Below are 25947 nucleotides of genomic sequence, written 5' to 3'. Positions count from 1 at the left end.
TACACATCCTGTTCCGGGCGGCCAGCCTTGTGCGGAGTGACATGGAGTCACTCCGCAGGCACAAGGCTGACCCCATCACGCACGAACGGGAACTTGACCACGCGCACCGGCACTTCCTTGCCACGGATGTCGACGCGGACGTTGCCGCCTGCACCCAGCGGAATGTCACCGGCCGGCACGCGCGCGAACGCGATCGCCTTGCCCAACGTCGGCGAGAACGTGCCCGACAGGATTTCGCCCTCGCCGAAGGTGGTGAGCACCTTCTGGCCGTGGCGCAGCACGCCCTTCTCGTCCATCACCAGGGCGATCATCTGGCGTGGGGCGCCGGCCGCCTTCTGCGCTTCGAGCACTTCGCGGCCGATGAAGTCACGCGGCGTTGAATCGGCACCTGCGTCGAGCGCCACGGTCCAGGCCAGTGCCGCTTCGTACGGCGAGACGCTGTCGTCCATGTCCTGGCCGTAGAGGTTCATGCCGGCCTCCAGGCGCAGGGTGTCGCGCGCGCCAAGGCCGGCCGGCTTCACGCCGGCGGCGAGCAGCGCCGCCCAGAAAGCGACGGTCTGGTCTTCGGGCACGACGATCTCGAAACCGTCCTCGCCGGTGTAGCCGGTGCGGGCGACGAACACGCCGATGCCGGAGTCGGTCTTCGCCTGCGCGGCAGCAAACTTGCCCAGCTTGGCGATGGCGCCGCGGTCGTCTTCGCGCAGCAGACCCAGCACCTTGTCGCGCGCGTTCGGGCCCTGCACCGCGATCATGCCGAAGTCCGGGCGCTCGGTGACAGCCACGTCGAAGGCGCGGGCCTGCTCGTTGATCCACGCCAGGTCCTTCTCGCGCGTGGCGGCATTGACCACCAGGCGGAAGAAGTCCTCATCACGGAAATAGATGATCAGATCATCAATGACGCCGCCCTGCGGGTTGAGCATGCAGGTGTACAGCGCCTTGCCCGGCTTTTGCAGCTTGTCGACCGAGTTGGCGACGAGCTTGCGCAGGAAGTCGCGCACCCGCGCACCGCGCAGGTCGACCACGGTCATGTGGCTGACGTCGAACATGCCGGCGTCGCGGCGCACCTGGTGGTGCTCGTCGATCTGCGAGCCGTAGTGGATCGGCATGTCCCAGCCGCCGAAGTCGACCATCTTGGCGCCGAGCGCGCGATGGGCATCGTTGAGGATGGTCTTCTGGGTCATGGGCCGGGCCTGTACGAGAGGAAGCCGGTGATTATCCCAGAACCGTCCTTGCCGATGCGGTCGGCGGCGCTGGCCGCACGGCACCTGTGCCGGCGCACGGAGATGACTTATTCGCCGTGGCCTTCGTTGTAGCAGCGCACGCTGGCCGGCGCGACCGGCATGAACTTGCCGGTCTTGCGATCCAGCCGCAACGCCCAGCGCAGCGCCGGCAGCATGTCCTGCGCGGCCGCACCGGCGGCGGCGGGGTCGACGATCGCGACCACGCCGGCGTCGGCCACGCCGTCGCGCTGGCAGGTGGCAATGGCGACCTGCTCATGCGGCCGCAGGGCCGGGTACGGCACCGCGTCGGTGATGCGCCAGCGCGGTTCCTCGCCGACACGGTCGACCAGTTCCGCGGCGAACAGCTGCAGGCTGCGGTCCTGCGCGTCGTCAAGGGTGGCGATGCTGCGTGCGCAGACCTCCTTCTCCCCGCTCTCGGAACCTACGCAGCTGCCGGTGTTGGACTTCAACCCCTCTGGATAGGGCGGCACCATGCGGCCGACCAGGCCCGGATCGGCCGCCGACACCGGGCCCGCCATGCACAGCAACCAGAGCAATACGGATGCGCGCATGGCGGTGCTCCTCAACTCGCCGGTTCGACCTGCAGACTCATGCCGTCGGTGCCGACGATACGCACCGCGGTACCGGCGGGCAGTTCCGGACCGGTCACTTCCCAATACGCATCGGCGATCTGCACGCGGCCGCGGCCGGCGACGATCGCCCCTTCCAGCGGCACCACCCGGCCGACCAGTGCTTGCGCACGTCGGTTCAGCGCGGGACGGTCGCTGCCGCGCTCACGGCCACGGAACCAGGTCCGGTAGATCTGGATCGACACGAAGCTGAGCACCACGAACACCGCCACCTGCGCCAGCACCGGCACGCCCGGCAGCAGCAGCACCAGCACGAACACCGCCGTCGCGGCAAAGCCGAGCCACAGCATGAACGCCCCCGGTGCCAGCGCCTCGGCCGCGAACAGCAGCAAGGCCACCGCCGCCCAGGTCACCGTCTCCCAATTCATGCCCCAGTGCATGGCTCAGCCTCCGACGCGCGGCGGCGTGACGGCGGCCTTGCCCGGCTGGCGATCCATCGCCTCCTTGGCCAATTCGGCGATGCCGCCCAGTGAGCCGATCACGCCCGCCGACTCCATCGGCATCATCACGAACTTCTGGTTGGGGGCCTCGGCCAACGCCTTGAACGCTTCGATGTACTTCTGCGCGACGAAATAATTGATCGCCTGCACGTTGCCCTGCGCGATCGCGGTGGACACCATCTCGGTCGCCTTGGCCTCGGCCTGGGCCAGGCGCTCGCGCGCCTCGGCCTCGCGGAAGGCCGCTTCTTTATTGCCCTCGGCCTCGAGGATCACCGACTGCTTCTCGCCCTCGGCCTTGAGGATCGCCGCCTGGCGGAAACCTTCGGCTTCGAGGATGTTGGCGCGCTTCTCGCGCTCGGCCTTCATCTGCCGGGCCATCGAGTCGACCAGGTCGCGCGGCGGCTGGATGTCCTTCAGTTCGATGCGGTTGACCTTGAGCCCCCACGGATGGGTTGCCGCGTCAACCGCCACCAGCACCTTGGTGTTGATCTCGTCGCGCTTGGACAGCGACTCGTCCAGATCCATCGAGCCGATCGCGGTGCGGATGTTGGTCATCACCAGGTTGAGGATGGCGATCTCCAGCGTCGCCACCTCGTAGGCGGCCTTGGCGGCATCGAGCACCTGGAAATAGACCACGCCGTCGACCTTGACCACGGCGTTGTCCTTGGTGATCACGTCCTGGCTGGGGACGTCCATCACCTGCTCCATCATGTTGATCTTGCGGCCGACGCCGTAGACGATCGGGATCAGGAAGTGCAGCCCCGGGTCCATCGTATGGGTGTATTTGCCGAAGCGCTCGACGGTCCATTCATAGCCCTGCGGCACCATCCGCACGGTCTTGAACAGGACGATCACGCCCGCGACCAGCAACACGACGGCCAGAATCGATCCCATGGTTTCCCCTCCCTGTAGATGGACCGAGTATAGGCCGAAGCGGCGCTGCGACGGTTTCAGCCGCCGCCGCATCTAGAGATCAAGATGCCACCGACCTCGAGCCCCGCCACCGAGCATTCGCCGCCGACACCAGTCCTGTTGCGGACGGGATTCGCGATCGACGTGCCCGATGCCCTGCTCGCCCGGGTACGGGCCGGCGAGAGCGCGGCGTTCGAGCAGTTGTACCGCTGGTTCGAGCGGCCGGTGTTCACGCTGGCGTTACGCATCAGCGGCGATCGCGAGGAGGCCGCCGAAGTGCTGCAGGACACCATGCTCAAGGTGCTCAGCAAGGTCGGCGACTTCAAGGGTGGCAACGGCCAGGGTGGCAGTCCGTTCTGGGGTTGGTTGCGGCAGATCGCGGTCAACGAGGCGCTGATGCGGCTGCGCAGTCAGCGCAAGCACCAGCACGAGCTGGCACTCGACGAGGACATCGTCGCCGTCGACCACGCGCCGTTGCCGCCGGCGGCGGCCGATGCCTCGGCGTTGACACGCGCGCTGGCGCAACTGCCCGCGGCCACCCGCAGCGTGCTGTGGCTGTACCACGCCGAGGGCTACACCCACGAGGAGATCGCGGCGTTGATGCAGCGCACGCCGAGCTTCTCCAAGTCGCAGCTCGCGCGCGGTGGTCGTCGCCTGCGCGAGCTGCTCGAACCAACCGGAATGCACCAGGAGACGGCCCATGCCTGACGCCGATCACCCCACCCAGAACACCCCGCACGACGCGCCGGCCGATTGGTCGTCGGCCTTCGCCGCCCTGCCCTTGGAAACACCGCCGGCAGACAGTTGGACCCGCCTGTCGGCGACGTTGCCATCGCAGGCCGGGGCAACGGCCGTGACCGCCCGCCGCACACGGCGGTCACGCCGGCTTGGCTGGTCGGTGGCGGCTGCTGCGGCGCTGGCGCTCGCGGCCTTGCTCCCGATCGCCCTGCGCGACGATCGCGACACGCGCGAGGTACCGTCATCGGCGGCGGTGGCTGTGACGGCTCCTGCGCCACAACCCGACACGCCGCGATACAACACCGACGCACCTCCAGCGGCAGCCGTCGCCATTCGCACCGATGACCGCAACACCGCCGCACGCGCGGCCGGGCAGGTTGGCGAGGTGCAGGCCCATGAGGTCGCGCCCCCGACCCGCGTCGCAAAGACCAAACCGCAGCGGCGCCCGCAGCCCCGCAAGCCGCAACCGCAGGCCCCCGAGCCCAAGGTGCTGGCGAGCGAACGCGGCACGCGGTTGGCCACCGGCGATGCCGACCGCACCGACAGCGGCACTCCTGATGCGTTATTGCAGCTGCAGGCCGAGTCGGCGCAGTTGGAAGCGCTGGTCGCCCTGGCCCGAGACGAGCGCGTCGGCAATGCCACGACCACGGTCATGGCCACCGAGCTGGACCAGCGGATCGGCCTGATCGACGCGGCGCTATCGCAGAACGACCTGATCCCTTCACAACGTAGCGCGCTGTGGCAGCAGCGCGTGCAGGCGTTGCAGGACCTCGCCGGGGTCGAGGCCACCCAGCGCTGGTTGGCCGTGCAAGGCGAGTCGTACGACGCCGCCCTGGTCCACGTCGACTGATCCCCACCGCGTCCCGCGTTGCCGACCGCTCATCCCATCGAGGTATGTATGAAGCTTCCCTCCAGTCCCTCTGTCTACGCCACAGGACTCGCACTGGCCCTGACGTTGGCGGGCGGCACTTACGCCCAGGCCACCGATGCCGATGAAAAGGCACTGGCCAGCGCCCGTGCCGATCTCGACCGCGCCTCGCAGCGCGTCTCCGAGCTGTCACGCAAACTCGGACGCCCCACCCCTGCGGTGGTCATCGAACGACGCGCGGTACGCAAACCGGTACTGGGCGTGGTGCTGTCGCCGGACGCGCAGCGCGGCGTGCACATCGCCGCGGTGACGCCCAACAGCGGCGCCGCCAACGCTGGCCTGCGCAGTGGTGATCGCATCGTCAGCATCGAGGGCAAGGCCATCGCCGGCCAGGACGGTCTCGCCCGCGCCGTCAGCGCCCGCACCCTGCTCGGCGACATCGAAGCATCGCAACCGGTAACGCTGGGATATGAGCGCGACGGCAAGCCGACCTTGATCAAGGTCATGCCACAGCTGGGCGAGCGCATCGTGGTCATGCGCGATGCACCGGTCGGCGTCACCTTCGGCGGCGCCATCAGCGCACAGGAGCACGTCGACGGCCGCATCGACATCGAAGCGGACAGCATCACCGTCGATGTGTCCGACCAACCGGGTTCAGCGCAGACCCGGCGCAAAGCGATCCGACACGACGCCCGTAATGCGGGCGGGGCCGATGCGCACGCGTTCGTGCTCGAGACCGCGCCGGGCATCGCACCGGAAGTGCAACGCGAGATCGTCTGGTTCGGCCCCGAGGACAGCTGCAAGGGCGACGACTGCCGCAGGCGGCTGCCGCTGCTGACCGAGGCGTTCCGCTGGAACGGCCTCAACCTGGCCAGCGTCGATGCGCAGTTGGGTCGCTATTTCGGCACCGACCGTGGCGTGCTGGTGCTCAGCGCCGGCCCGGAACTGGTCGGACTGCAAACAGGCGATGTGATCCACAGCATCGACGGCAAGGCCGTGGCCTCGCCGCGCGAAGCCATGGCCGCGCTGCGCGGCAAGCCCGCCGGCAGCAAGGCCAACGTGGCCTACCTGCGTGACCGCAAGCCGGCCACTGCGCAGGTGAGCGTGCCCAAGGCGATGCCGCTGCGGCTGCCGCCGGTGCCGCCTGCTCCACCAGCTCCATTGGTGCCGCCGGCGCCGACGGCACCTCCCGCGGCACCTGTTGCTCCGCCCAGCCTCCCGGCACCGCCCACGCCACCCACACCGCCTGTCGCGCCGCCGCCCCAAGTCGCGCTCGTTCTCTGAAAACACAAACGGGAGGAGACACTCGTCTCCTCCCGCCTGTCATTCGACCACCTCTGCGCTTGCTCGCCGGTTTCAGCGCCCGCTGTTCGCCGCCACCGAGTCCGTCGGGGCTGGCTCGACCCACTTGGCGAAGACCTCATCGATGCGGGTATCAGCAACTTTCTTGCCCTTCTCCAGCTCGCCGGCCTGCTCGAACAACGGAATGATCATCGCCATGCCGTCGATCTTGGTCTTCAGGTGCACGCCCGGCGGCTTGACCAGGAACGCATCCCAGCGCGCGCGCACCTTGGCCCAGTAGTCCTTGGTCGCGTTCCAGTAGGTGTAGGCCGGCTTGAAGTCGATGTCGCCGGTCTTCTGGTAATCGTTGAAACCGAACTCACGCGCCAGTTCGACCTGGCTGCCGTCGGGCTTGCGCAGCACCTTGGTGTTGAACTGTTCGTGGGTCCAGCCGCCCGGCGTGAGGGTGTGGCGGTTGATCGCCGAGACCGCGTTGTAGTCGCTGCGCTTGGTGTACTCGCGGCGCGGCAGCGGACGCCAGCTCAGGTCGCTGGTCCAGGTGGCGATGCCGTTGCCGTAATCCCAGCGGCCGGTGCCGCAGTAACGCGGCGCGTCGCTGACCTCGAACACGCACTGGGTCCACGCGCCGCGGGTCTGCTCGGCCGGGATCGCGCGCACCTGCCAGGTCTGGTCGGCGCTGAACTCGAAGCGCTGCGACGCTTCGTACGTCCAGTCCTGGCGCCAATGCTTGGTGACGTGACCACTCTTCTCGTCGACCAGGATGTGCTGCAACACGAGTTTGGTCGGGGTGTCCTGCACCACGATCACGGTCTCGTTGCCGCCGCTGCGCATCGCCGGGTGGCGCTCGTAGCCCGGCTGCAGCAGCACGGTTTCGTCGAAGGCGAAATCGACCAGGTACTCGCCCTGCATCGCCAGGATCGAGGCGCGGTCGCGCGCGGTGTCGGCGCTGGCCGGCGCGGCCGCGGCGGACGTGGCCGCGAAGGAAACAGCAAGGGTCAGGGAACAGATCAGCGGGCACATGGTCATGGCTGGCTCGGGGTCAGGGTGAGGTGGAGGTGTCGTGACAAACAGCTTGGCGACGAACGGACAGGGACAACGGATTGCATCGCTTCACCAGCTCACCGCCAGGCTCACGCCGGCGTTGCGGCCGGAGCTGGTGTAGCGGTCAAGCACGGTGCTGCTGGCGAGCACGCCGGTCGGCACGTCGCCGGCGTCCCAGTACTTGCGGTCGCCGAGGTTGAACACGCCGGCGTTGAACTCGGCGCCCGGCGCGAAGCTCCAGTGCGCCAGCAGATCGAATACGCCGTAGCCCGGTGTCTGGAACTGGTTGGCCTGCGGCACCTCATCGCGGCGGCCGGCGAAACGCCCGACCAGTTCCACGCCCCAGCTGTCGCGGTCGTAGGCAACGCCCAAGGTGGCACGCAGCGGGTCGATCGAAGCCAGCGGCGTGCCGGTGGTTCGGTCCTCGCCCTTCGACCAGGCCGCCGAGCCGCGCAGCGACCAACCGGCCAGCGCATCGGACCACGCCGACAGATCGACGCCGGCGCGTGCCTCGACACCGTAGATCTCGGCCTCGGCAATGTTCTGCGACTGGAACACCATCAGCCCCTGTGCGTTGTTGCCGACGAAGCGGCTGGACTCGATGAAATCGTCGTAACGGTTGTAGTAGCCGGAGACTTCAGCGTAGACGGCTTCGTTGGAGTAGCGCAGACCGAGTTCAACGCCGTCGCTGGTTTCCGGCTTGAGGTCGGGATTGGGGGTGGCCGTGTAGCCGAACTGCAGGTTGGTGAAACCCAGGTTGACGTCGTTGTACGGCGGCGCGCGGAAGCCGTGCTGGTACCCGCCAAACAGCGACCAGTCGCCGCTGAAGTGCCACACCGCGCCGAGCTTCGGCGAGACGCTGGTCTCGGTCAGGTCGCTGACTGCCATGCCGGAGTTGTCGGTGGCGAAGATCGCGTCGACCTTGGGGTCCAGTTGGTAGTGATCCACGCGCACCGCCGGGATCAGGCGGAATTCACCGCCGGCGAAGGAGATCTCGTCCTGCAGGTACAGCGCCGCCAGCGTGGTCGTGCTGACCGGGAAGTCGCGCACCGGGAACACGTCGGGCGAGATCGTGCTGCTCACCGTGCCGGTGGTGAGGTTGGTGGCGCGGCCGTCGCGTTTCTGCTTGAAGTCGGTACGGGTCAACTCCAGGCCGTAAGTCAGCGCGTGCTCGACCGAACCGGTCGCGACGTCCTTGTGCAGCACCGCGTCGAGGCCGACCAGGCGCTGGTCGAAGTTGAACTCGCGCTCACGCAGGGTCGGACTGACCTCGCGTCCGTTCATCACGGTGACACGGTCCTCGGTGGTGCGTTGCGTCGTCTCGCTGTCCTGGCGGTAGATCTGCCACTGCAGCGAGTCGACCATGGCGCTGTCGATGGCGTCGACCTCGTGCGCGAACGACACCCGCGCCCGCGTCTGCTTGTCGTCACCGAGCAGCGACCGCGTGCGCACCGCCGGCATGCCTGGCATCGACGTCGCGGTGCCGCGCGAGCTCAGCACGTCGGTGTCGCCCTGGTCCTCGTTGCCTTCCACCGTCAGCTTGAAACGCTGGTTGGCGCTGGGCGCGAACACCAGCTTGGTCAGCAGGCTGCGGCCGTCGCTGTCCTGCGGGTTGGGCACGGTCCGCGCGCTGTTCTCGCTGCGGTTCTCGCCCATGTTCTCCAGCTCCTGCCCCTGGTGGTGGGCGACGGCGACCAGGCCCGACCAGCGCTCACCGCCGAACGCCGCGGTGGCATTGCCGAACAGGCCGTTGTTCTCGCCCTGATAGCCGAGCTTGAAACCAAAGTAGGCGTCCTTGCCCGCGTCCAGACCATCTTGTTTCAAATAATCGGACGGGTCCTTGGTGACAAACGAGACGACGCCGCCCATCGCATCGGAGCCGTACAACGCACTGCTCGGGCCGCGCACGACTTCCACGCGCTTGAGCGTGTCGAGATCAACGAAGTTGCGGTTGGCGTTGGAGAAACTGCCGATGTTGAAGGCGTCCGGCACAGCGATGCCGTCAGTTTCGATACGCACGCGATTGCCGCCGAGCCCGCGGATGCGGATGTCGCCCAGGCCGAAGCGACCGAAGCTCGACGTCACGGTGATGCCCGGCTCGTAGCGGAACAGGTCCTTGAGATTGCGCACGAACTCGCGGTCCATCTGCTCGCGGTCGATCGCGGTGACGACCGCCGGCACATCGTCCAGGGCGCGTTCGGTGCGGGTCGCGGTGACCACGATGCGGTCGAACTCGCTGACCCCGCCGGCGGCCGAGGCGAGCGCTGCATTGGCTGCGAAGGCGCCGCGCTCGGCGGCTGAGGTATCCGCCGCATCGGCGGCAAGGACGTGGGCTGGCAAAGCCAGCAAGAAGGCGAGAGCCAAGGGGCTCGGAACAGGTTGCATGCGCGAACTCGGGTTGATGCCGAGGCGAGCTGGCAGCCGAATCGACGGCGGGCTTGCAGCCTGGGAGAGAGGGGTGATGAAGAAAAGCGGCCTGCCGGACGACAGGCCGGAAGCCTTGCCGTCACCCGTCCTGGGCAGTCGGCACGGCCGTGGGGGACTATGGGGTTCGGATCACTTGGTAAGGATCAGCTTGTCGTTGCGGGTGTGGCGCAGCCGGTAGACATCGCCACCGTGGCGGATCAGGACTTCACGGCCGCCGCGCAGCAGCGCATTGCTTTCGACCAGGGTGCCGGGCACGGCCGCTGCCGCGGTCACGACGGTGAGGGGAAGCGCGGAATGATCGGAACGGGGCTTGAGCTGTAAAAGCTGAGGACGCAGTGACATGGTCGTGGCTCGCTCGGGGTTCGCCACGAATGATAATGATTCTCATTCTTTCGTCAACAGGCCATGCAAAGCCCCGCCCGGGCCGTCAGCGGAACGCCGCCTCGACCCGCTGCCATTCGGGTTCGCCGAGGCGGTCGGCCAGCTCCAGGGCCTGCAGGTTCTGCAGCAGTTGCCCGGGCCGGCTGGCGCCGAGGATCACGCTCGACACGTGCGGATTGCGCAGGCACCAGGCGATCGCCAACGGTGCCGGCGCGACGCCGAGATGTTCGGCCACCGCGGTGAAGCGCCGCGCCCGTTCGAGGCGACGCTCACTTTCGGTGCCCACGATCGTGCGCGTCAGGTGCGGCCCGAGCGCGCCGAAACGCCCGTCCTCCTGCACCCCGTCGTTGTAGCGTCCGGTCAGCAGGCCCGAAGCCAGCGGCGACCAGGTCGTGGTGCCCAGGCCGAGTTCGGCGTACAGCGGCGCGTATTCCAGCTCGACCCGCTCGCGGTGCAGCAGGTTGTACTGCGGCTGTTCCATCGTCGGGGCGTACAGGTGCTGGGCGCGGGCGATCTTGTGCGCTTCACGAATCTGCGCGGCCGGCCATTCCGAGGTGCCCCAGTACAGCACCTTGCCCTGGCGGATCAGTGCGTCCATCGCCCGCACGGTCTCCTCGACCGGCGTGTCCGGATCGGGACGGTGGCAGTAATACAGGTCGAGGTACTCCACGCGCAGCCGCTTGAGTGCGGCGTGGCAGGCGTCGGCGACGTGCTTGCGCGACAGTCCTTTCTGGGTCGGTCGCGGATCGGACACGGCGCCGAAGAACACCTTGCTCGACACGCAGAAGCCGTCACGCGGCAGGCGCAGGTCGGCGATCACGTCGCCCATGACCTTTTCGGCCTCGCCGTTGGCGTAGGTTTCGGCGTTGTCGAAGAAGTTGATGCCGTGGTCCCAGGCCGTGGCGATCAGCTCGCGCGCGGTCGAGCGGCCGATCTGCGCGCCGAAGGTGAGCCAGGCACCGAACGACAGGGCCGAAAGTTGCAGGCCGGACGAGCCGAGGCGGCGGTATTGCATGACGGTGCTCCCAGATGCGGTCGCGTTCAGTTTAGCCGTGCCCTGCACGCGCCGGCCGGGTACAATGCGCGCACTTCCTCCTCCGGGGAGTAGCCCACCCGCCGTCGATCCGATCGATCCGCGGGGACCTGCGTCAACACACTTGGCCCACCGGCCATGGCGCAGGAGCGGCAGCCAGCCAGCGCCACGCGCGGCCAGCGACCACGGGCAAGACCGAAGGCAGGCGTTGCGCGCAACCCGGACCGGGCCGCGTGGCGTTTGCCTTCGCGTCCCACGCGAATGCCCGGTCCCGGAGTTGTGATGGACCCCCTGCCCCTGGTGACCGCGGCCCTCTCGACCGGCACGGTCGCGCTCGCCGAAATCGGCGACAAAACCCAGTTGCTGGCCCTGCTGCTCGCCGCCCGGTTCCGCAAGCCGTGGCCGATCATCGCCGGCATCCTGGTCGCGACCCTGCTCAACCACGCCCTCGCCGCCTGGCTCGGTGCGCTGGTGGCGCAGTGGCTGCAGCCGCAGGTGCTGCGCTGGATCGTCGCCGCCAGCTTCTTCGCGGTGGCGCTGTGGACGTTGAAACCCGACCAGATCGACGACGGCGAAAGCCTGCCCGCGCGCGGCGCGTTCATCGCCACCACGATCGCCTTCTTCGTCGCCGAGATTGGCGACAAGACCCAGATCGCGACCGTGCTGCTGGCGGCGAAGTACCACCCGCTGTGGGAAGTGGTCGTCGGCACCACGCTCGGCATGCTGCTGGCGAACGTGCCGGTGGTCCTGCTGGGCAGTCGCTTCGCCGACCGCCTGCCGCTCAAGACCGCCCGCTACGTCGCCGCCGCGGTGTTCCTGGCCCTGGCCCTGTGGGCGGCCTGGTACGGCCTGGGCTGACCCCGCGTCGGCGCCCGCGCTATCCTCGTCGCGGGCGTCAGTGGGGAATAAGGAATGCACGCCACCGGTGGAAGGCTGCGCGACATCGCCATCGCATTGTTGTCGCGGCCCGACGAAATCATGCTCGAGGTCGGCGCCGGCGGTGAGCTGCTGGTGGCGCGATTGCGCGCCGTGCTCGCGGCGATGCTGTTGCTGCTGCCGCTGGCCAACGCGCTCGGCGGCGGCAGCGTCAAGGAAACCATGATCGGGCTCGGCGGTGCCCTGTTCGTCAACGTCTTCGCGCAGTTGTGGCTGGCGCTGGCGCGGCAGCGACGGCAGTTCCGCTGGCTGCCCTTCGCCAGTGCCGCCTTCGACGTCAGCGCGACCACGCTGGTGCTGATCGCCCTGGCCATGAACCACCTGCCGGCCGGGCTGAACAGCCTGATCGTCTGGTGCGGCTACGTGCTCGCGATCCTGCTGACCGCCCTGCGCAGCGACGGCCGCATCACCCTGTTTGCCGGCGCACTGGCGATCGTGCAGTACGGCGCCCTGGCGCTGGTCGTGTTCGCGCTGGCGTCGTCGCCGGAGCAACTGCTGTCGAGCGATTACGGCGCGGTCACCGCCGGCAGCCAGGGCCAGCGCGTGCTGCTGCTGGTGATGATCACCCTGATCACGGCGATGGTGGTGTACCGGATGCAGCGCCTGATCGAGATGTCCGGCACCGACGGCCTGACCCGCCTGCCCAACCGGACCTGGCTGCTGCACCGCATCCCGCGCCTGTTCGAGAGCGTGCGCCAGGACGGTGACAGCCTGACCCTGGCCCTGATCGACGTCGACCACTTCAAGCGAATCAACGATTCCCACGGCCACCATGCCGGCGACCGCGCGCTGCGGCACGTGGTGGCGGTGCTGCGCGAGCTGTCCGAGCCGGGTGAATGGCTGGCGCGCATCGGCGGGCAGGAGTTCGTGCTGGTGCTGCGCAAGCCGATCGGCACCGCCTGGGAACGGGTTGATGCCATCCGCCGCGCCCTCGGCGAGCGGCCGTTCGAAGCTGAACGCGGCGCCGACGCGATGCCGCTGAGCTTCAGCGCCGGCCTGGCCGGTTTCCCGCAGGAAGGCGCCGACCTGTCGCGACTGCTGCGCCGGGCCGACAACCGCCTGCAGCAAGCCAAGCTGCAGGGCCGCAACCGGGTGATCGCCCGCGACAGCTGATCGGGCCTGCGGCAATGCGGCTTGTCGCTGCGCTGCCGCGTAAACTAGGCTGCGCCGCAGGCACGAAACGGCCCCGAGCCGTCATCAATCGAACAACAACGACTTCGCTGCCGGCCGCCGGTTGCATGGGGAGAACTGAGTGGAAGCAATTGCCCGGGTGGCCTTTGGCCTGTTTGGTCTGGCGGTGCTGGTCGGCATTGCGTGGCTGTTTTCCAACAACAAGGGCCGGGTCGACTGGAAGCTGGTCGTCACCGGCGTGTCCCTGCAGATCGCCTTCGCCGCGCTGGTGCTGCTGGTACCGGGCGGCAAGGACGTGTTCGACGCGATCGGCCACGGTTTCGTCAAGGTGCTCAGCTTTGTCGGCAAGGGCTCGGAGTTCATCTTCGGCAGCCTGATGGACACCTCCCGGTTCGGCTTCATCTTCGCCTTCCAGGTGCTGCCGACCATCATCTTCTTCGCCGCGCTGATGGGCGTGCTGTACCACCTGGGCGTGATGCAGGCGATCGTGCGCGGCATGGCCTGGGTCATCACCAAGGTCATGCGCGTGTCCGGCGCCGAGACCACCAGTGTCTGCGCCAGCGTTTTCATCGGCCAGACCGAGGCACCGCTGACGGTGCGCCCGTACATTGCCAAGATGACCGAGTCGGAGCTGATCACGATGATGATCGGTGGCATGGCCCACATCGCCGGCGGCGTGCTGGCGGCCTATGTCGGCATGCTCGGCGGCGGCGACCCGGAGCAGCAGGCGTTCTACGCCAAGCACCTGCTGGCCGCCTCGATCATGGCCGCGCCGGCGACGCTGGTGATCGCCAAGATCCTGGTGCCCGAGACCGGCGAGCCGCTGACCCGCGGCTCGGTCAAGATGGAAGTCGAGAAGACCACCGCCAACATCATCGACGCCGCCGCGGCCGGCGCCGGCGACGGCCTGCGTCTGGCGCTCAACATCGGCGCGATGCTGCTGGCCTTCATCGCCCTGATCGCGCTGATCAACTGGCCGCTGGTGTGGATCGGTGACATCACTGGCTTGGCCGGCGCACTCGGCAAGCCGACCGACCTGTCGACGCTGCTGGGCTACCTGCTGGCGCCGATCGCCTGGGTGATCGGCACGCCGTGGGTGGACGCGACCACGCTGGGCGGATTGATCGGCGAGAAGATCGTGCTCAACGAGTTCGTTGCATACGCGCACCTGGCCGACATCGTCAACGGCAAGGTCGCTGGTGTGACCATGACCGACCAGGGCCGCCTGATCGCGACCTACGCGCTGTGCGGCTTCGCCAACTTCAGCTCGATCGCGATCCAGATCGGCGGCATCGGCGGACTCGCGCCGGAGCGTCGCCACGACCTGGCCCGCTTCGGCCTGCGCGCGGTACTCGGCGGTTCGATCGCGACCTTCATGACCGCGACGATTGCTGGTGTGCTGACCTATTTTGGTTCGTAACGTGGGCGCTGCGGACGCACGCGTGGTCGTCGTCGGCTCGTTCAACGTCGACCACGTCTGGACGGTGGCGGCACTGCCGCGGCCGGGCGAGACACTCAGCGGCCATTATCACACCGGTCCCGGTGGCAAGGGCTTCAACCAGGCCACCGCGGCGGCGCGCGCTGGCGCTGCGACCAGTTTCGTCTGCGCGCTTGGCGACGACCTCGGCGGTCAACTGGCGCGTGCGCTGGCCAGCGCCGACGGCATCGACCTGCGCGATTTCGCCAGCGAAGCGCCCACCGGCACCGCCGGCATCTACGTCGATCACGACGGCCGCAATTCCATCGTGATCGGCCCCGGTGCCAATGCCGAGTTGTCGGCGGCACACGTCCGCCAGCAACAGGCGCCGATTGCCGCGGCCCAGGTGGTGCTGGCTCAACTCGAATCGCCGGTCGAAGCGGTCGAGACCGCGTTCGGTCGGGCCCGCGACGCCGGCGTGATCACGATCCTCAACCCGGCCCCGGCCGACGCGGTGGCGCCTGCTTCGCTGTGGGTGCTGGCCGATGTGGTCACGCCGAACGAAACCGAGTTCTGTGCGCAGTTCGAACGCCACACCGGCGAGCGCATCGCCGCCGAGGTCCTGGTCCGGCAGGACGACGCCCGCCTGCACGCGCTGTGCCGCCGCCTGCTGCCGCACGGCACGGTGGTGATCACGCTCGGTGCCGCGGGCTGCTTCGTGTCGCATGGCGAAGGGCGGCTGCGCCAGGACGCCCGTACCCATTACCGCATCGCCGCCGCCGCGGTGCAGCCGGTCGACACCACCGGCGCCGGCGACGCCTTCAACGGTGCCCTCGCTGCCTCGCTGGCGCGTCATGCCGACGCCGCGTTCGCCGACCACGTGCATTACGCCAATCGCTACGCGGCGCTGTCGACCGAACGCGCCGGTGCCGCCGTGGCCATGCCGCGCGACGCCGAGGTAGAGGCTCGATTCCGCACGGTTTGACCCCGTGTGAGCGCTGCGCTCCCAGCGCGGCCGAGTCCTTTCGGGCCGCCGCCCCTTTTAAACGATAATGGTTCGCATTAACATGGCGCCCCCTTGCCGTTGTCAGGCCCCGCAATGCCCCCTCGCCAGATCCTCGCCAGCGCCCTGCTGCTGGCCCTTGCTGCGCCCCTCGTCCACGCCGACGAAACCACCGACCTCGACCGTGTCACCGTTTCGGCCAGCACCAGCCGCATTCCCGACTCCGAAGCCGCGCTGGCGAACACGATCACCGTGATCGACCAGGCGCAGCTGCAGCAGCAGCTGGCGCTGACCCAGGACATCTCGCAGGTGCTGGCCAACCTGATCCCGTCGTTCGCGCCGTCGCGGCAGAAGCTGACCAACAGTGGCGAGACCCTGCGCGGGCGCAAGCCGCTGTATCTGGTGGACGGCGTGCCGCAGTCGACGCCGCTGCGCGACGGCGGCCGCGACGGCCACACCATCGATCCGGCGATGATCGAGCGCATCGAGGTCATCCACGGCGCCAATGCGCTGCAGGGCCTGGGCGCGTCGGGTGGCATCATCAACATCATCACCAAGCACGCACCGCGCCAGGATGGCGCGAGCTTCCAGGACGTGTCGGTGGCCGGCAGCACCGCACTGCCGCACGAGAGCGACAGCACCGGCTACCGCGCCTCGTACCTGTACGGCACGCGCCGCGACGCATTCGACTTCGTCGGCGGCGCGTCCTACGCGAAGGAAGGCCTGTACTACGACGGCGACGGCAACTCGATCGCGGTCAACGACGTGCAGGGCGACCTGATGGACGCGCAGAGCTACAACGTGTTCGCCAAGGGCGGCTGGAACATCGACGATTCGCGCCGCCTGCAACTCACCGCCAACTACTACGAGCTGCAGGGCGACAACGACTATCACGCGGTCAACGGCAACCCCGTGACCGGCCAACCCGCCACCTCGGCACCGGGCGGCAGCGAGGGCGACGGCGCGCGCAACCGCTCCTCGTCGCTGAGCCTGGACTACACCGACAAGTCGCTGGCCGGCGGCTACCTGCAGGCGCAGCTGTACTGGGTCGACTTCAAGGCGCTGTACGGCGGCAGCTACTGGGGCGACTTCTGGGGCGACGGCCGCGATCCGGACTGGTTCGACCAGTCGCAGAACGTGTCGGAGAAGCTCGGCGGCAAGTTCAGCTGGTCGCGCGGCGACCTGTTCGGCCTGCGCCTGCGCGCCACGCTCGGCCTCGACCTCGCCCGCGACACCACCTCGCAGGAGCTGGTCCGCGCCGACCTGAACTGGGTGCCGGAGACGAGCTACCAGTCGTGGTCGCCGTTCGTGCAGGCCGAATGGTGGATCAGCGACTCGGTCATGCTCAGCGGCGGCCTGCGCTACGAGCACGGCAAGCTCGAGGTCGACGACTACACCACCATCCCCGCCAACGCCGGCGGCAGCCAGTTCGTGCAGGGCGGCTCGCCGACGACCAGCGAGACGCTGCCGAACCTCGGCTTGGTCTGGGAAGCGACCGACGCCTTGAAGCTGTACGCCTCGTACTCGGAGGGCTACACCGTCGCCGACATCGGCCGCGTGCTGCGCGCGATCAACAAGTCCGGCCAGAGCGTCGACAACCTGGTCGACCTGCAGCCGGTGATCGCCGACAACCAGGAGATCGGCCTGGATTACGACAACGGTCGCTGGCTGCTGCACCTGGCCGTGTACCGGTCCGATGCCGACCTTGGTTCGCGCCTGGCGTTCGACAACGCCACGCAGACCTACAACGTCGTGCGCGAACGCACGCAGATCAAGGGCTTCGAAGGCAATGTCGCCTACCAGCTCACCGACACGACCCGCGTCGGCCTGGCCTACGCCGCCACCGAGGGCCGCTACGACAGCAACGGCGACGACCGCGTCGACAGCGACCTGCCGGGCGTCAACATCAGCCCCGACCGCCTGACCGCATTCTGGAACCAGACCTGGACGCCGACGATCTCGACCCGCCTACAGGCGAACCAGGCGTTCGGCCGCGACTTCGATTACCGCGGCCAGACCCTGCCGGCCGAGTTCGAGGGCTACGCCACGGTCGACCTGCAGGCGCGCTTCCAGCTGCCGCTGGGCGCGCTCAACGTCGGCATCGAGAACCTGTTCGGCGAGCAGTACATCAGCTACTACTCGCAGACCACGCCGCGCGCCGACACCTACACCGCCGGTCGCGGCCGCGTGCTGACGGTCGGCTGGTCGCACCGCTTCTGAGGCGACGGGCGTAGCCGTGGCCACCGTCACGATCGCACCGGGCGCCGGCACCGCCGCACTGCGGCGGCGCCTGCGCGCGACGCTGTCGTGGCTGCACCTGTGGGTCGGCCTGAGCGTTGGCACGCTGTTCGCGCTGGTGTCGCTGGCCGGCACGGTGCTGGTGTTCCACACCGATCTGCTGCGCTGGCAGCACCCGCAGCTGGCGCAGCACGCGCCGGTCGCCGACGGTCGTGTGCTCGCCGCGGTGATCAAGCAGTGGCAACCGCACGGGCTGCGCTCGCTCGACCTGCCGCGGGCCGAGCTGCCGGTCTGGCAGGGCTATTTCCAGGACGGCAGCCGCGCCTATTTCGCTCCCGAGGACGGGGCGCTGCTGTTGCGCCGGAGCCACCACGACGATGCGTTGTTGTGGCTGCACGAGTGGCACGTCGAGCTGCTCGGCGGCGAGACCGGCAAGGAAGTGCTGGGCGTGGTCGGTTGGGTGTCGCTCGCGCTGGTTCTGATCGGCCTGTACCTGTGGTGGCCCAAGCGCGGCCGCATGCTGGCGCAGTTGAAAGTATTCACCGGACCACCGGTACGGCGCTGGCTGACCTGGCACCGCAGCAGCGGCGTGATGCTGTTGCCCTTGCTGGTGCTGGCGACGTTCACCGGCACGGGCATGATCTATTCCAAGGGCTTCGGCGCGGTGTTCATGGGTGCCTTCGGTGGCGAGAAACCCACCGCACCCGAGGTGAAGGGCGACGGCCTGGTCGACTGGACGCAGGCACTGGCGCACGCCCGCGACGCCCTGCCCGGCGCCGAACTGCATCGCGTCTCGGTGCCAAAAGCCGGCGATGGCGCCCTCGCCTTCCGCTCACAGGCATCGGGCGAGTGGCATCCGGTCGGTCGCAGCACGATCCACCTCGACCGCTCCGGCGCGCAACGCCTGCAGGTCTACGACGCCACCGCCAATCGGCTCGGCGCGCGCATGAGCGACGCGATCTATCCGCTGCACATCGGCGCGGTCGGCGGCAGCGTCATGAAGTGGGTCACCGCGTTGGTCGGCCTGCTGCCAGCGTTCCTGCTGGCCACCGGCTTCCTGTTCTGGCGCCGACGCCGCCGCAAGGGTTGATGCCGCCCTCACGGGCGCCTGACTACCCTGCGCGCTCTACCGGCGAGGAGTACAGACCATGGCGGCCCAGTTCGAGATCAGCAAGCGCGGCAACGGCGAATTCCAGTTCGTTCTCAAGGCCGGCAATGGCCAGGTGATCCTGACCAGCGAGGGTTATGCGGCCAAGGCCTCGTGCAGCAACGGCATCGAGTCGGTCCGCAAGAACAGCCAGGACGCCGCCCGCTACGACCGCAAGACCGCCAGCAACGGCAAGCTCTACTTCAACCTCACCGCGACCAACGGCCAGGTCGTCGGCACCAGCCAGATGTACAGCGACGAAAGCGGTCGCGAAAACGGCATCGACTCGGTGACGAAGAACGCCCCCGGCGCCGCCATCGACGACACGACCGCCTGACGCCTTTCCGGGCCCCGGGCGTGCCCTCACGGACGCCCGGTACAATGGCCGCATGCGCATCGGCCCCCACGCCATCGACGTCCCGCTGATCCTGGCGCCCATGGCGGGCGTCACGGATAAACCCTTTCGGGTGCTGTGCAAGCGCATGGGCGCCGGCCTGTGCGTGTCGGAGATGACCACGTCCGACCCGCGCTTCTGGAGCACTGCCAAGTCGCGCCACCGCATGGACCACGACGGCGAACCGGCGCCGATCAGCGTGCAGATCGCCGGCACCGTGCCGGAGGTGATGGCGCAGGCCGCACGCTACAACGTTGATCATGGCGCGCAGATCATCGACATCAACATGGGCTGCCCCGCCAAGAAGGTGTGCAACGCCTGGGCCGGCTCGGCGCTGATGCGCGAGCCAGAACTGGTCGCCCGCATCCTCGACGCCGTGGTCAAGGCCGTGGACGTGCCGGTCACATTGAAGATCCGCACCGGCTGGGCCGCCGACCAGCGTAATGCCCTGACCATCGCCCGCATCGCCGAACAGGCGGGCATCGCCGCGCTGGCCGTGCACGGCCGCACCCGCGACCAGCAGTACACCGGCGTGGCCGAGTACGACACCATCGCGCAGGTGAAGGCCGCGCTGTCGATTCCGGTGTTCGCCAATGGCGACATCGACTCGCCCGAGAAGGCCCGGCAGGTGCTGGCCCACACCGGCTGCGACGCCGTGCTGATCGGCCGCGCCGCGCAGGGGCGGCCGTGGATTTTCCGCGAAGTCGCCCATTACCTCGCCACCGGCGAGATGCTGGCCGAGCCGTCGCTGTCTGAAGTACGCGACGTGTTGCTGGGCCATCTGCAACACCTGCACGCGTTCTACGGTGAACCTTCGGGCGTGCGCATCGCGCGCAAGCACCTGGGCTGGTATGCCAAGGATCGTCCAGAGAACACGGCGTTCCGGAATGTGGTGAACCGCGCGGAGACGGCAGAGGCACAACGCCGCCTGACCCGCGATTACTTCGATGCACTGATCGCCGGAGTGAAGCCGGAGCTCGCGGTCGCAGCCTGATCGCCCCGGTCATTCCAGTCCCGTGCGGAGGCCATCATGAGCGAATCCTCCAGCGCCACCGAGTTCCCCTACCTGCACGGCTTTTCCGCCACCGAACAGGTCCGGCTGATGAAACAGGCGCGCCTTGCCGAATCGACGATCTTCCACGACATCGACTACAGCGGCGCCAGGCGTCTGCTCGAAGTCGGCAGCGGCGTGGGCGCGCAGACCGAGATCCTGCTGCGTCGCTTTCCTGACCTGCACACGACCTGTGTGGACCTCAACGAAGCGCAGTTGGGCGCGGCGCGCGCCAACCTGGAGAGCATGCCGTGGCTTGAAGGCCGCTATTCGCTGCAGCAAGCCGACGCCACCGAGCTGCCGTTCGAGCCGCGCAGCTTCGATGCGGCGTTCCTGTGCTGGGTGCTCGAGCACGTGCCCTCGCCCGCGCGCGTGCTCAACGAAGTGCGGCGTGTGCTTGCACCGGGCGCGCCGGTCTACATCACCGAGGTGATGAACTCCTCGTTCCTGCTCGATCCGTACTCGCCCAACGTCTGGCGCTACTGGATGGCGTTCAACGATTTCCAGTACGACAGTGGCGGCGATCCCTTCGTCGGCGCCAAGCTCGGCAACCTGCTGCTGGCCGGTGGTTTCCGCGACGTCACCACCCAGGTCAAGACGTTCTACTTCGACAACCGCGAACCGGCGCGACGCAAGACGATGATCGCGTTCTGGGAGGAGCTGCTGCTGTCGGCCGCCGACCAGTTGCTCGCCACCGGCAAGGTCACCGCGGACGTGGTGGATGGCATGCGTCGTGAAATGCACCAGGTCCAGAACGATCCCGACGCGGTTTTCTTCTACGCGTTCGTGCAGGCACGCGCCACGGTGTACTGAACACCCGGCACCGACGTGGCATGCGATTTTCCGAGTGCCGAGGGTGCCAAAGCGCTCCCGATGCGCATGAATCCGGAAGACCTTATGCGTCGATTGCGAATGCGACAAACGGTACAGGTCGGAAGTCATCGCCTCCTATGGCAGGTGTAATCTGCGTCGGCAGTATTCCACTCTGATACACGCCGGGGCGTTCCCCTTGCGGTGCTCCACCGCAACGCCGCGGACGGATCGATTCCGATCAGGAGGCCAGGATGAAAGCCAAGATTGCATGCATCGCGCTCGCGATGGCCGCAGCGGCACCGGTCTGGGCAGCAGAGGATCCGGTAGGCGACCTCGCGCAGATCACCGGCTTGAGCGAACGCAAGGTCCAGATGATCCTCGGCAACCGCACCGCCTTCGCCGAATACACCTACACCTATGATCGATCGTTGAAGAAGTTCGTTGCCGCCGTCGGCAAGGACAACTACCGGCGTCTGTTGGATGGTGAGGAAGTCGCGATCCGCGACGTGCAGGGCCGGACCTGGGTGGTACAGATCAAGCGCGACAGAGCCGACGTCCTCTGAGCCGGCGTGCACGGTGGGCATATCGCGTACCCCGCAAGACCCCGTCATCGTCCAGCGGGGCCAACAGCGGCGTGCCGATGGCCTCGGTGCGCCCCGTCGGCAACCTGATGCGAGGGCCACTGCTTGCTTAGCCGTTACGGACGCTGGCTCGTCGCCGTGCCGGTGACCACCGACGAGGTGGCCACGTTCTTACCGGCCATGCTGTCATGGGACACCTCGCGGCTCCCCGGCGGCGCGTGCCAGATGCGTTGCCACATCGCGCCGAGGCGACGACCCGCCTGCCACGGCCAGTGCAATTGCTGCGGCGGCATCTCGCGCCAGCCGTTGCCGTCGCGCGCGGCCACCGCGAAGCGGAACGTGTAGTCCGGCTCCGCGCCCATGCGCAGGTCCGACAGTACCAGTTGGTCGCCGCGCTGCTCGGCCTTCATGAAGCCACGGTTGAACCACTGCAGCCGCTGCACGCTGGGATAGTCGTAGATCTGCGCCAGGGCACGCACATCGGATGCGTGCTCGCGGAACTGCATCGGCCCGTGATCGGCCACCAGCGAACGCTCGCCTTCGACGAACCCTTCCGGGGTCATCGCGACCACGCGCCACAACAGTGTGTTGAACGGCATCGGCACCGAGAAGCGCGGCGCATCAGCGAGGTTGAGCTGGGCCAGCGCGCGCTCGGCCTCGCGTTCGACCTGGGCCTTGGCGAGCAACGAACCGCCCAGATAGAGCGAGCTCAACGCCAGCCCGGCCAGCAGGGCCGGCTGTGCAAGCCGGCCTGCGCGCGCCAGCCAGGCGACCGCGCACGCCAACAGCAACCACACGGTGTACAGCGGGTCGATGATGAACACGCTCGACCACATCGCCGGCTTCAGCGGCAGCGGCCAGAACAGCTGCGTGCCGTAAACGGTGAAGGCATCAAGCACCGGGTGGGTAAGCAGCGCCAGCTGCATCGCCCAGAACCAGCGCAGCGGCGCCTGTGCGACGCGCCCACCGCGGCTGCGACACCAGGCCCAGATGGCCCAGGCGACGAACGGCAGCACCAGCAGCGAATGGCTGACGCTGCGATGCCAGGTCATGCGCTGCACCGGATCGTCGGTGAGCAGGTTCACCGGCAGCACGTCGAGGTCGGGCAAGGTGCCCAGGACGGCGCCGGCGAGCAGCGCCGCCCGCCGATGCTGCGGGGGTGCAATAGCAGCAGCCACGGCGGCGCCGAGGACGATCTGGGTCAATGAATCCATGCGGCGATGCTACCGAAGCCCAGTCTGGACTTCAGCGGCTATCGGGTGCTTGGACACGCTCCGAACGTGATGCGCACGGCTAACCCGGACTTGAGCCAGCACCGTCTCGTCGGCGCATGCTCGCCTCACCGCGACTGCGAATTCGAAACGTCAAGCCTGGTGCCGGTCAAGCCGCTCGTGGCCAGCCGAGCTGTGGTGGCCGGGAGACTTGCGGCCGCGCCGGCAACAACGCCAGCGTCTCGCCGGTGTGCGACAGCAGGCGCAATGTGCCGTCCGGGTCCTCGACCAGTGCCGTCAGGCTTTCCACCCAGTCGCCGTCGTTGGCGTAGACGCAGCCGTCGCGCTCGAACAGTGCGGCACGGTGGATGTGGCCGCAGACGATGCCGTCGAGGCCACGTCGCCGCGCATCGTCGAAGCCGGCCTGGACGAAGCGGGCGATGTAGCGCTCGGCCGCGCCGCTGCGGCGTTTGAGGAACTCCGACAGCGACCAGTAGCGATGGCCCATGCGTCGGCGCGCGCGGTTGAGCCACTGGTTGCCGGTGAGCAGGCGGTAATACAGCCAGTCGCCGAAGCGCTCCTGCAGGCCGCCGAAGTGGGTGATGCCGTCGTAGTCGTCGCCGTGGGTGACCAGCAGTCGGCGGCCGTCGGCGGCGACATGGATCGCGCGGCGCCGGATCGACATGCGCGGCAGGGCGAGGCCACAGAAACGGCGGATCGGGCGGTCGTGATTGCCCGGTACATAGATCAACTCGGTGCCATTGCGACGCAGCGCGTGCAGAGCCTCGACCACGCGGTGCTGGGCCGAGCCCCAGGTCGCGCGCCGCTGTGCCATCCACCACAGGTCGACGATGTCACCGACCAGGTACAGACGATCGCATCGCAGGCCGGTGAGGAAGTCGGCAAATTCGGCAGCGTGGCAGTGCCTGGAACCCAGATGGACATCGGACACGAACACCGCGCGCCGGCGTGGCGGCAACGGTGTCGGCGCGGTCGTCATCCGCCCGCCTCCGTGGCCGCCGTCGCGGTGGCGCCGAGGTAGCGTTCGCGCTTCTTCGGCCGCAGTTGCTGCAGGTCGACCTCGATCAGGCCATCGACCGCATCGCTGAAGGCCGGGTCGATGCCGAAGGCCAGGAAGCGTGCGCCGCCGGGTTCGCACAGGTCGGTGTACTGCTTGTAGAGCATTGGCAGGGTCGCGCCGAGGGCATCGAGGTTGGCCTTGAGCACCCGGAACGCGGTGGCCGCGTCGAGCGCGTCGAACTGTGGCGGCGCGGCGCGGTACACGAACGGCTGCCTCGACACCGCACGCGCCTCGTCGCTGTCATTGCAACGGCTTCCGTAAAACTGCGAGTAGTAGGCGACGATCTGCTCGCGCGCCTGCTCCGGCAGCGCCGCGCTGATCGACACCGGCCCGAACAGGTAGCGCACGTTACGGTGGCGCGCGAGGTAGGCGCCGATGCCCTGCCACAGGTAGTCGATGCTGCGGCTGCCCCAGTAGTCCGGGGCGACGAAGCTGCGGCCCAGCTCCATGCCTTGCGCGATCCGTGCGATCGCATCATCGGCGTAACGGAACAACGAGGCGGTGTAGAGCCCGGCCAGGCCCCGTTCGGCCAGCACCGTCGCGCCGCGGGCCACGCGGTAGGCGCCGGCAATCCGCGTCGCGGTGGCGTCCCACAGCACGATGTGCTCGTACCAGCTGTCGTAGATATCGACATCCAGACGCTGGCCCGTGCCCTCGCCGACCGCGCGGAAGGTCAGCTCGCGCAGACGGCCGATCTCGCGCAACAGCGGTGAGCCGGCCGCGAGGCGACCGACACGGATCTGCTTGCCGTCGAGCGTCTGGCCGAGCAGTGCCATCGCCTCGACCCCGCTGCGCACGGTGGCGGGATCGACCGCGTCGACCAGCGGCTCCGGTCCCTGCTGCGCCGGACGCTCGTGGCGTGTGCCGATCGCGTGCAGCTCGCGGCGGACCTCGCGCAGCAACCGGTCCGGGTCGCCCCCGGCCGGCAACTGCAGCGGTCGGCCGATGCGCAACGCCACCCGGCGCGCGCGGCGCGCGAACATCTCACGCGCCAGAAGGGCGGTTCCGGCCGGCTTGAACAGCACCGAGGCACCGTAGAACAGCGCCGAATTGCGCGCCTCGATCCGCACCGGCAACACCGGCGCACCGGTGCTGCGTGCAAAGCGCAGGAAGCCGCGGCGCCAACGCCCATCGGTGACGCCGCGCAGGCCGAGCCGCGCGACCTCGCCGGCCGGAAACACGATCACGCACTGCTCGGCCTGCAGAGCCGACTCGACCGCCTGCAGGCTCTGCGCGCTCGGCCGGCCACCGAGGATGCGCACCGGCAGCAACAGGCCCGACAGCGGCTCCAGCGCCGACAGCAGGTCGTTGGCGATGATCTTGACGTCGCCGCGCACACTGCCGACCAGGTCCAGCAGGGCCAAGGCGTCGAGTGCCCCGGATGGGTGGTTGGCGACGATCAGCAGCCGGCCGCTGACCGGGATGCGCTGGCGTTCGAGCGGATCGGCCACGTAGCGCGCCTGCAGGTAATCCAGCGCCGCGCCGACGAAGGCGAAGTCGCGCAGGTGGCCATTGGTGCTCAGGAAGGCATCGATCGCATCGAAGCGCGACCAGCGCCCGAGCGTGCGCAGCAGTGGCCGGGCCAGGCCCGCACGGCGACCGCGGAACCAGTGCGGGAAGCGTTCTTGCAGGCGGCGTTCGAAGGGCTGCATCGGGCGTCGCGGGTCGCCCCGACGGGGCGTCTCGCGGCGCAGCCTGCGCCGCGCGCGCGACAACCACGTGGCGGTTTCGGGTCAGCGCAGTGACAGCCGCCCCCCGCTCCCTGGCCGCTGCGCGGCCGGCCCGCCCTGCTCCCACAAGGGGAGAGGGAAATCCAGCGCCTGCCATGCCCTTGCCTCTCCTCTTGTGGGAGAGGTCGACGCGCGCAGCGCGTCCGGAGAGGGGGCGCCCTTAACCCACAAACAACATATGAATACCCCACAATGCGCCAAC

General features: G+C 68.4%; 24 protein-coding genes. 13 read left to right on the top strand and 11 right to left on the bottom strand.

Annotation, left to right across the window (positions count from 1 at the left end; all coding sequences use genetic code 11):
* Positions 1 to 47 precede the first annotated feature (47 nt).
* The 4 genes from gcvT to ACFOLC_RS07870 form a co-directional block, all read right to left on the bottom strand.
* Positions 48 to 1181 (bottom strand): glycine cleavage system aminomethyltransferase GcvT, encoded by a 1134-nt coding sequence (gene gcvT, locus ACFOLC_RS07885; RefSeq protein ID WP_386758699.1) that lies wholly within the window; start codon positions 1179 to 1181, stop codon positions 48 to 50.
* A 107-nt stretch (positions 1182 to 1288) separates the two neighbouring features.
* Entirely contained in the window at positions 1289 to 1792 is a 504-nt protein-coding gene (locus ACFOLC_RS07880; protein WP_386758698.1) for a hypothetical protein, read from the bottom strand.
* 11 nt (positions 1793 to 1803) lie between these two features.
* The gene (locus tag ACFOLC_RS07875) at positions 1804 to 2238 is read right to left on the bottom strand and encodes an NfeD family protein (RefSeq protein ID WP_386758697.1); all 435 of its coding nucleotides are present in this window, start codon (positions 2236 to 2238) and stop codon (positions 1804 to 1806) included.
* Positions 2239 to 2253: 15 nt separating this feature from the next.
* Positions 2254 to 3204 (bottom strand): SPFH domain-containing protein, encoded by a 951-nt coding sequence (locus ACFOLC_RS07870; protein WP_386758696.1) that lies wholly within the window; start codon positions 3202 to 3204, stop codon positions 2254 to 2256.
* A gap of 84 nt (positions 3205 to 3288) precedes the next feature.
* Here ACFOLC_RS07870 and ACFOLC_RS07865 point away from each other — a divergent pair, with 84 nt between their 5' ends.
* The 3 genes from ACFOLC_RS07865 to ACFOLC_RS07855 are packed head-to-tail and all read left to right on the top strand — an operon-like array spanning position 3289 to position 6112.
* Positions 3289 to 3930, top strand: a complete 642-nt coding sequence (locus tag ACFOLC_RS07865; RefSeq protein WP_386758695.1) for an RNA polymerase sigma factor — start codon at positions 3289 to 3291, stop codon at positions 3928 to 3930.
* Positions 3923 to 4810: a hypothetical protein gene (locus ACFOLC_RS07860; protein ID WP_386758694.1), complete on the top strand. Its 888-nt coding sequence runs from the start codon at positions 3923 to 3925 to the stop codon at positions 4808 to 4810. The genes ACFOLC_RS07865 and ACFOLC_RS07860 overlap by 8 nt, the downstream gene beginning before the upstream one ends.
* Before the next feature lie 48 nt (positions 4811 to 4858).
* Positions 4859 to 6112 carry a PDZ domain-containing protein gene (locus tag ACFOLC_RS07855; RefSeq protein ID WP_386758693.1) on the top strand — a complete coding sequence of 418 codons (1254 nt, stop codon included), beginning with the start codon at positions 4859 to 4861 and terminating at the stop codon, positions 6110 to 6112.
* Between the two features lie 72 nt (positions 6113 to 6184).
* On the opposite strand, the gene ACFOLC_RS07850 is transcribed toward ACFOLC_RS07855, so the two are convergent.
* The 4 genes from ACFOLC_RS07850 to ACFOLC_RS07835 all read right to left on the bottom strand — a co-directional run bounded on the left by ACFOLC_RS07850 (position 6185) and on the right by ACFOLC_RS07835 (position 10994).
* Entirely contained in the window at positions 6185 to 7150 is a 966-nt protein-coding gene (locus ACFOLC_RS07850) for a DUF6607 family protein (RefSeq protein ID WP_386759025.1), read from the bottom strand.
* Between the two features lie 90 nt (positions 7151 to 7240).
* Positions 7241 to 9556: a TonB-dependent hemoglobin/transferrin/lactoferrin family receptor gene (locus ACFOLC_RS07845; protein ID WP_386758692.1), complete on the bottom strand. Its 2316-nt coding sequence runs from the start codon at positions 9554 to 9556 to the stop codon at positions 7241 to 7243.
* Between the two features lie 171 nt (positions 9557 to 9727).
* Entirely contained in the window at positions 9728 to 9940 is a 213-nt protein-coding gene (gene hemP / locus ACFOLC_RS07840) for a hemin uptake protein HemP (RefSeq protein WP_386758691.1), read from the bottom strand.
* Positions 9941 to 10025: 85 nt separating this feature from the next.
* A complete protein-coding gene (locus ACFOLC_RS07835; protein ID WP_386758690.1) occupies positions 10026 to 10994 on the bottom strand; it encodes an aldo/keto reductase in 969 nt (322 codons plus the stop codon).
* A gap of 300 nt (positions 10995 to 11294) precedes the next feature.
* Here ACFOLC_RS07835 and ACFOLC_RS07830 point away from each other — a divergent pair, with 300 nt between their 5' ends.
* From ACFOLC_RS07830 to ACFOLC_RS07785, 10 genes are all read left to right on the top strand, one after another.
* Positions 11295 to 11870 (top strand): TMEM165/GDT1 family protein, encoded by a 576-nt coding sequence (locus ACFOLC_RS07830; RefSeq protein WP_386758689.1) that lies wholly within the window; start codon positions 11295 to 11297, stop codon positions 11868 to 11870.
* A gap of 54 nt (positions 11871 to 11924) precedes the next feature.
* Entirely contained in the window at positions 11925 to 13061 is a 1137-nt protein-coding gene (locus ACFOLC_RS07825) for a GGDEF domain-containing protein (RefSeq protein WP_386758688.1), read from the top strand.
* Between the two features lie 139 nt (positions 13062 to 13200).
* A complete protein-coding gene (locus ACFOLC_RS07820; RefSeq protein WP_386758687.1) occupies positions 13201 to 14499 on the top strand; it encodes a NupC/NupG family nucleoside CNT transporter in 1299 nt (432 codons plus the stop codon).
* A 1-nt stretch (position 14500) separates the two neighbouring features.
* Entirely contained in the window at positions 14501 to 15481 is a 981-nt protein-coding gene (locus tag ACFOLC_RS07815; RefSeq protein WP_386758686.1) for a ribokinase, read from the top strand.
* A 114-nt stretch (positions 15482 to 15595) separates the two neighbouring features.
* Positions 15596 to 17719, top strand: a complete 2124-nt coding sequence (locus ACFOLC_RS07810) for a TonB-dependent receptor (RefSeq protein ID WP_386758685.1) — start codon at positions 15596 to 15598, stop codon at positions 17717 to 17719.
* Positions 17720 to 17735: 16 nt separating this feature from the next.
* Positions 17736 to 18827 (top strand): PepSY-associated TM helix domain-containing protein, encoded by a 1092-nt coding sequence (locus ACFOLC_RS07805; RefSeq protein ID WP_386758684.1) that lies wholly within the window; start codon positions 17736 to 17738, stop codon positions 18825 to 18827.
* A 58-nt stretch (positions 18828 to 18885) separates the two neighbouring features.
* Positions 18886 to 19221, top strand: a complete 336-nt coding sequence (locus ACFOLC_RS07800; RefSeq protein WP_386758683.1) for a YegP family protein — start codon at positions 18886 to 18888, stop codon at positions 19219 to 19221.
* Positions 19222 to 19273: 52 nt separating this feature from the next.
* Positions 19274 to 20272 (top strand): tRNA dihydrouridine synthase DusB, encoded by a 999-nt coding sequence (gene dusB / locus ACFOLC_RS07795; protein ID WP_386758682.1) that lies wholly within the window; start codon positions 19274 to 19276, stop codon positions 20270 to 20272.
* A gap of 36 nt (positions 20273 to 20308) precedes the next feature.
* Entirely contained in the window at positions 20309 to 21142 is an 834-nt protein-coding gene (locus tag ACFOLC_RS07790) for a class I SAM-dependent methyltransferase (protein ID WP_386758681.1), read from the top strand.
* Between the two features lie 251 nt (positions 21143 to 21393).
* Entirely contained in the window at positions 21394 to 21705 is a 312-nt protein-coding gene (locus tag ACFOLC_RS07785; protein WP_386758680.1) for a hypothetical protein, read from the top strand.
* 134 nt (positions 21706 to 21839) lie between these two features.
* On the opposite strand, the gene ACFOLC_RS07780 is transcribed toward ACFOLC_RS07785, so the two are convergent.
* The 3 genes from ACFOLC_RS07780 to ACFOLC_RS07770 all read right to left on the bottom strand — a co-directional run bounded on the left by ACFOLC_RS07780 (position 21840) and on the right by ACFOLC_RS07770 (position 25667).
* Complete coding sequence (locus ACFOLC_RS07780; protein WP_386758679.1) at positions 21840 to 22937, bottom strand: metal-dependent hydrolase; 1098 nt, start codon at positions 22935 to 22937, stop codon at positions 21840 to 21842.
* Between the two features lie 166 nt (positions 22938 to 23103).
* Positions 23104 to 23934, bottom strand: coding sequence for a UDP-2,3-diacylglucosamine diphosphatase (locus ACFOLC_RS07775; RefSeq protein WP_386758678.1), 831 nt, complete (start codon positions 23932 to 23934; stop codon positions 23104 to 23106).
* On the bottom strand, positions 23931 to 25667 hold the full coding sequence (locus tag ACFOLC_RS07770) for a lysophospholipid acyltransferase family protein (RefSeq protein ID WP_386758677.1): 1737 nt from the start codon (positions 25665 to 25667) through the stop codon (positions 23931 to 23933). The genes ACFOLC_RS07775 and ACFOLC_RS07770 overlap by 4 nt, the downstream gene beginning before the upstream one ends.
* Positions 25668 to 25947 lie beyond the last annotated feature (280 nt).

It is taken from the genome of Lysobacter cavernae, from assembly GCF_042648505.1.
In the GTDB taxonomy this organism is placed as follows: domain Bacteria; phylum Pseudomonadota; class Gammaproteobacteria; order Xanthomonadales; family Xanthomonadaceae; genus Lysobacter_L; species Lysobacter_L cavernae.
Note: the sequence above shows the minus strand (reverse complement) of the source record. Positions and strands in the feature narration are given on the sequence as shown.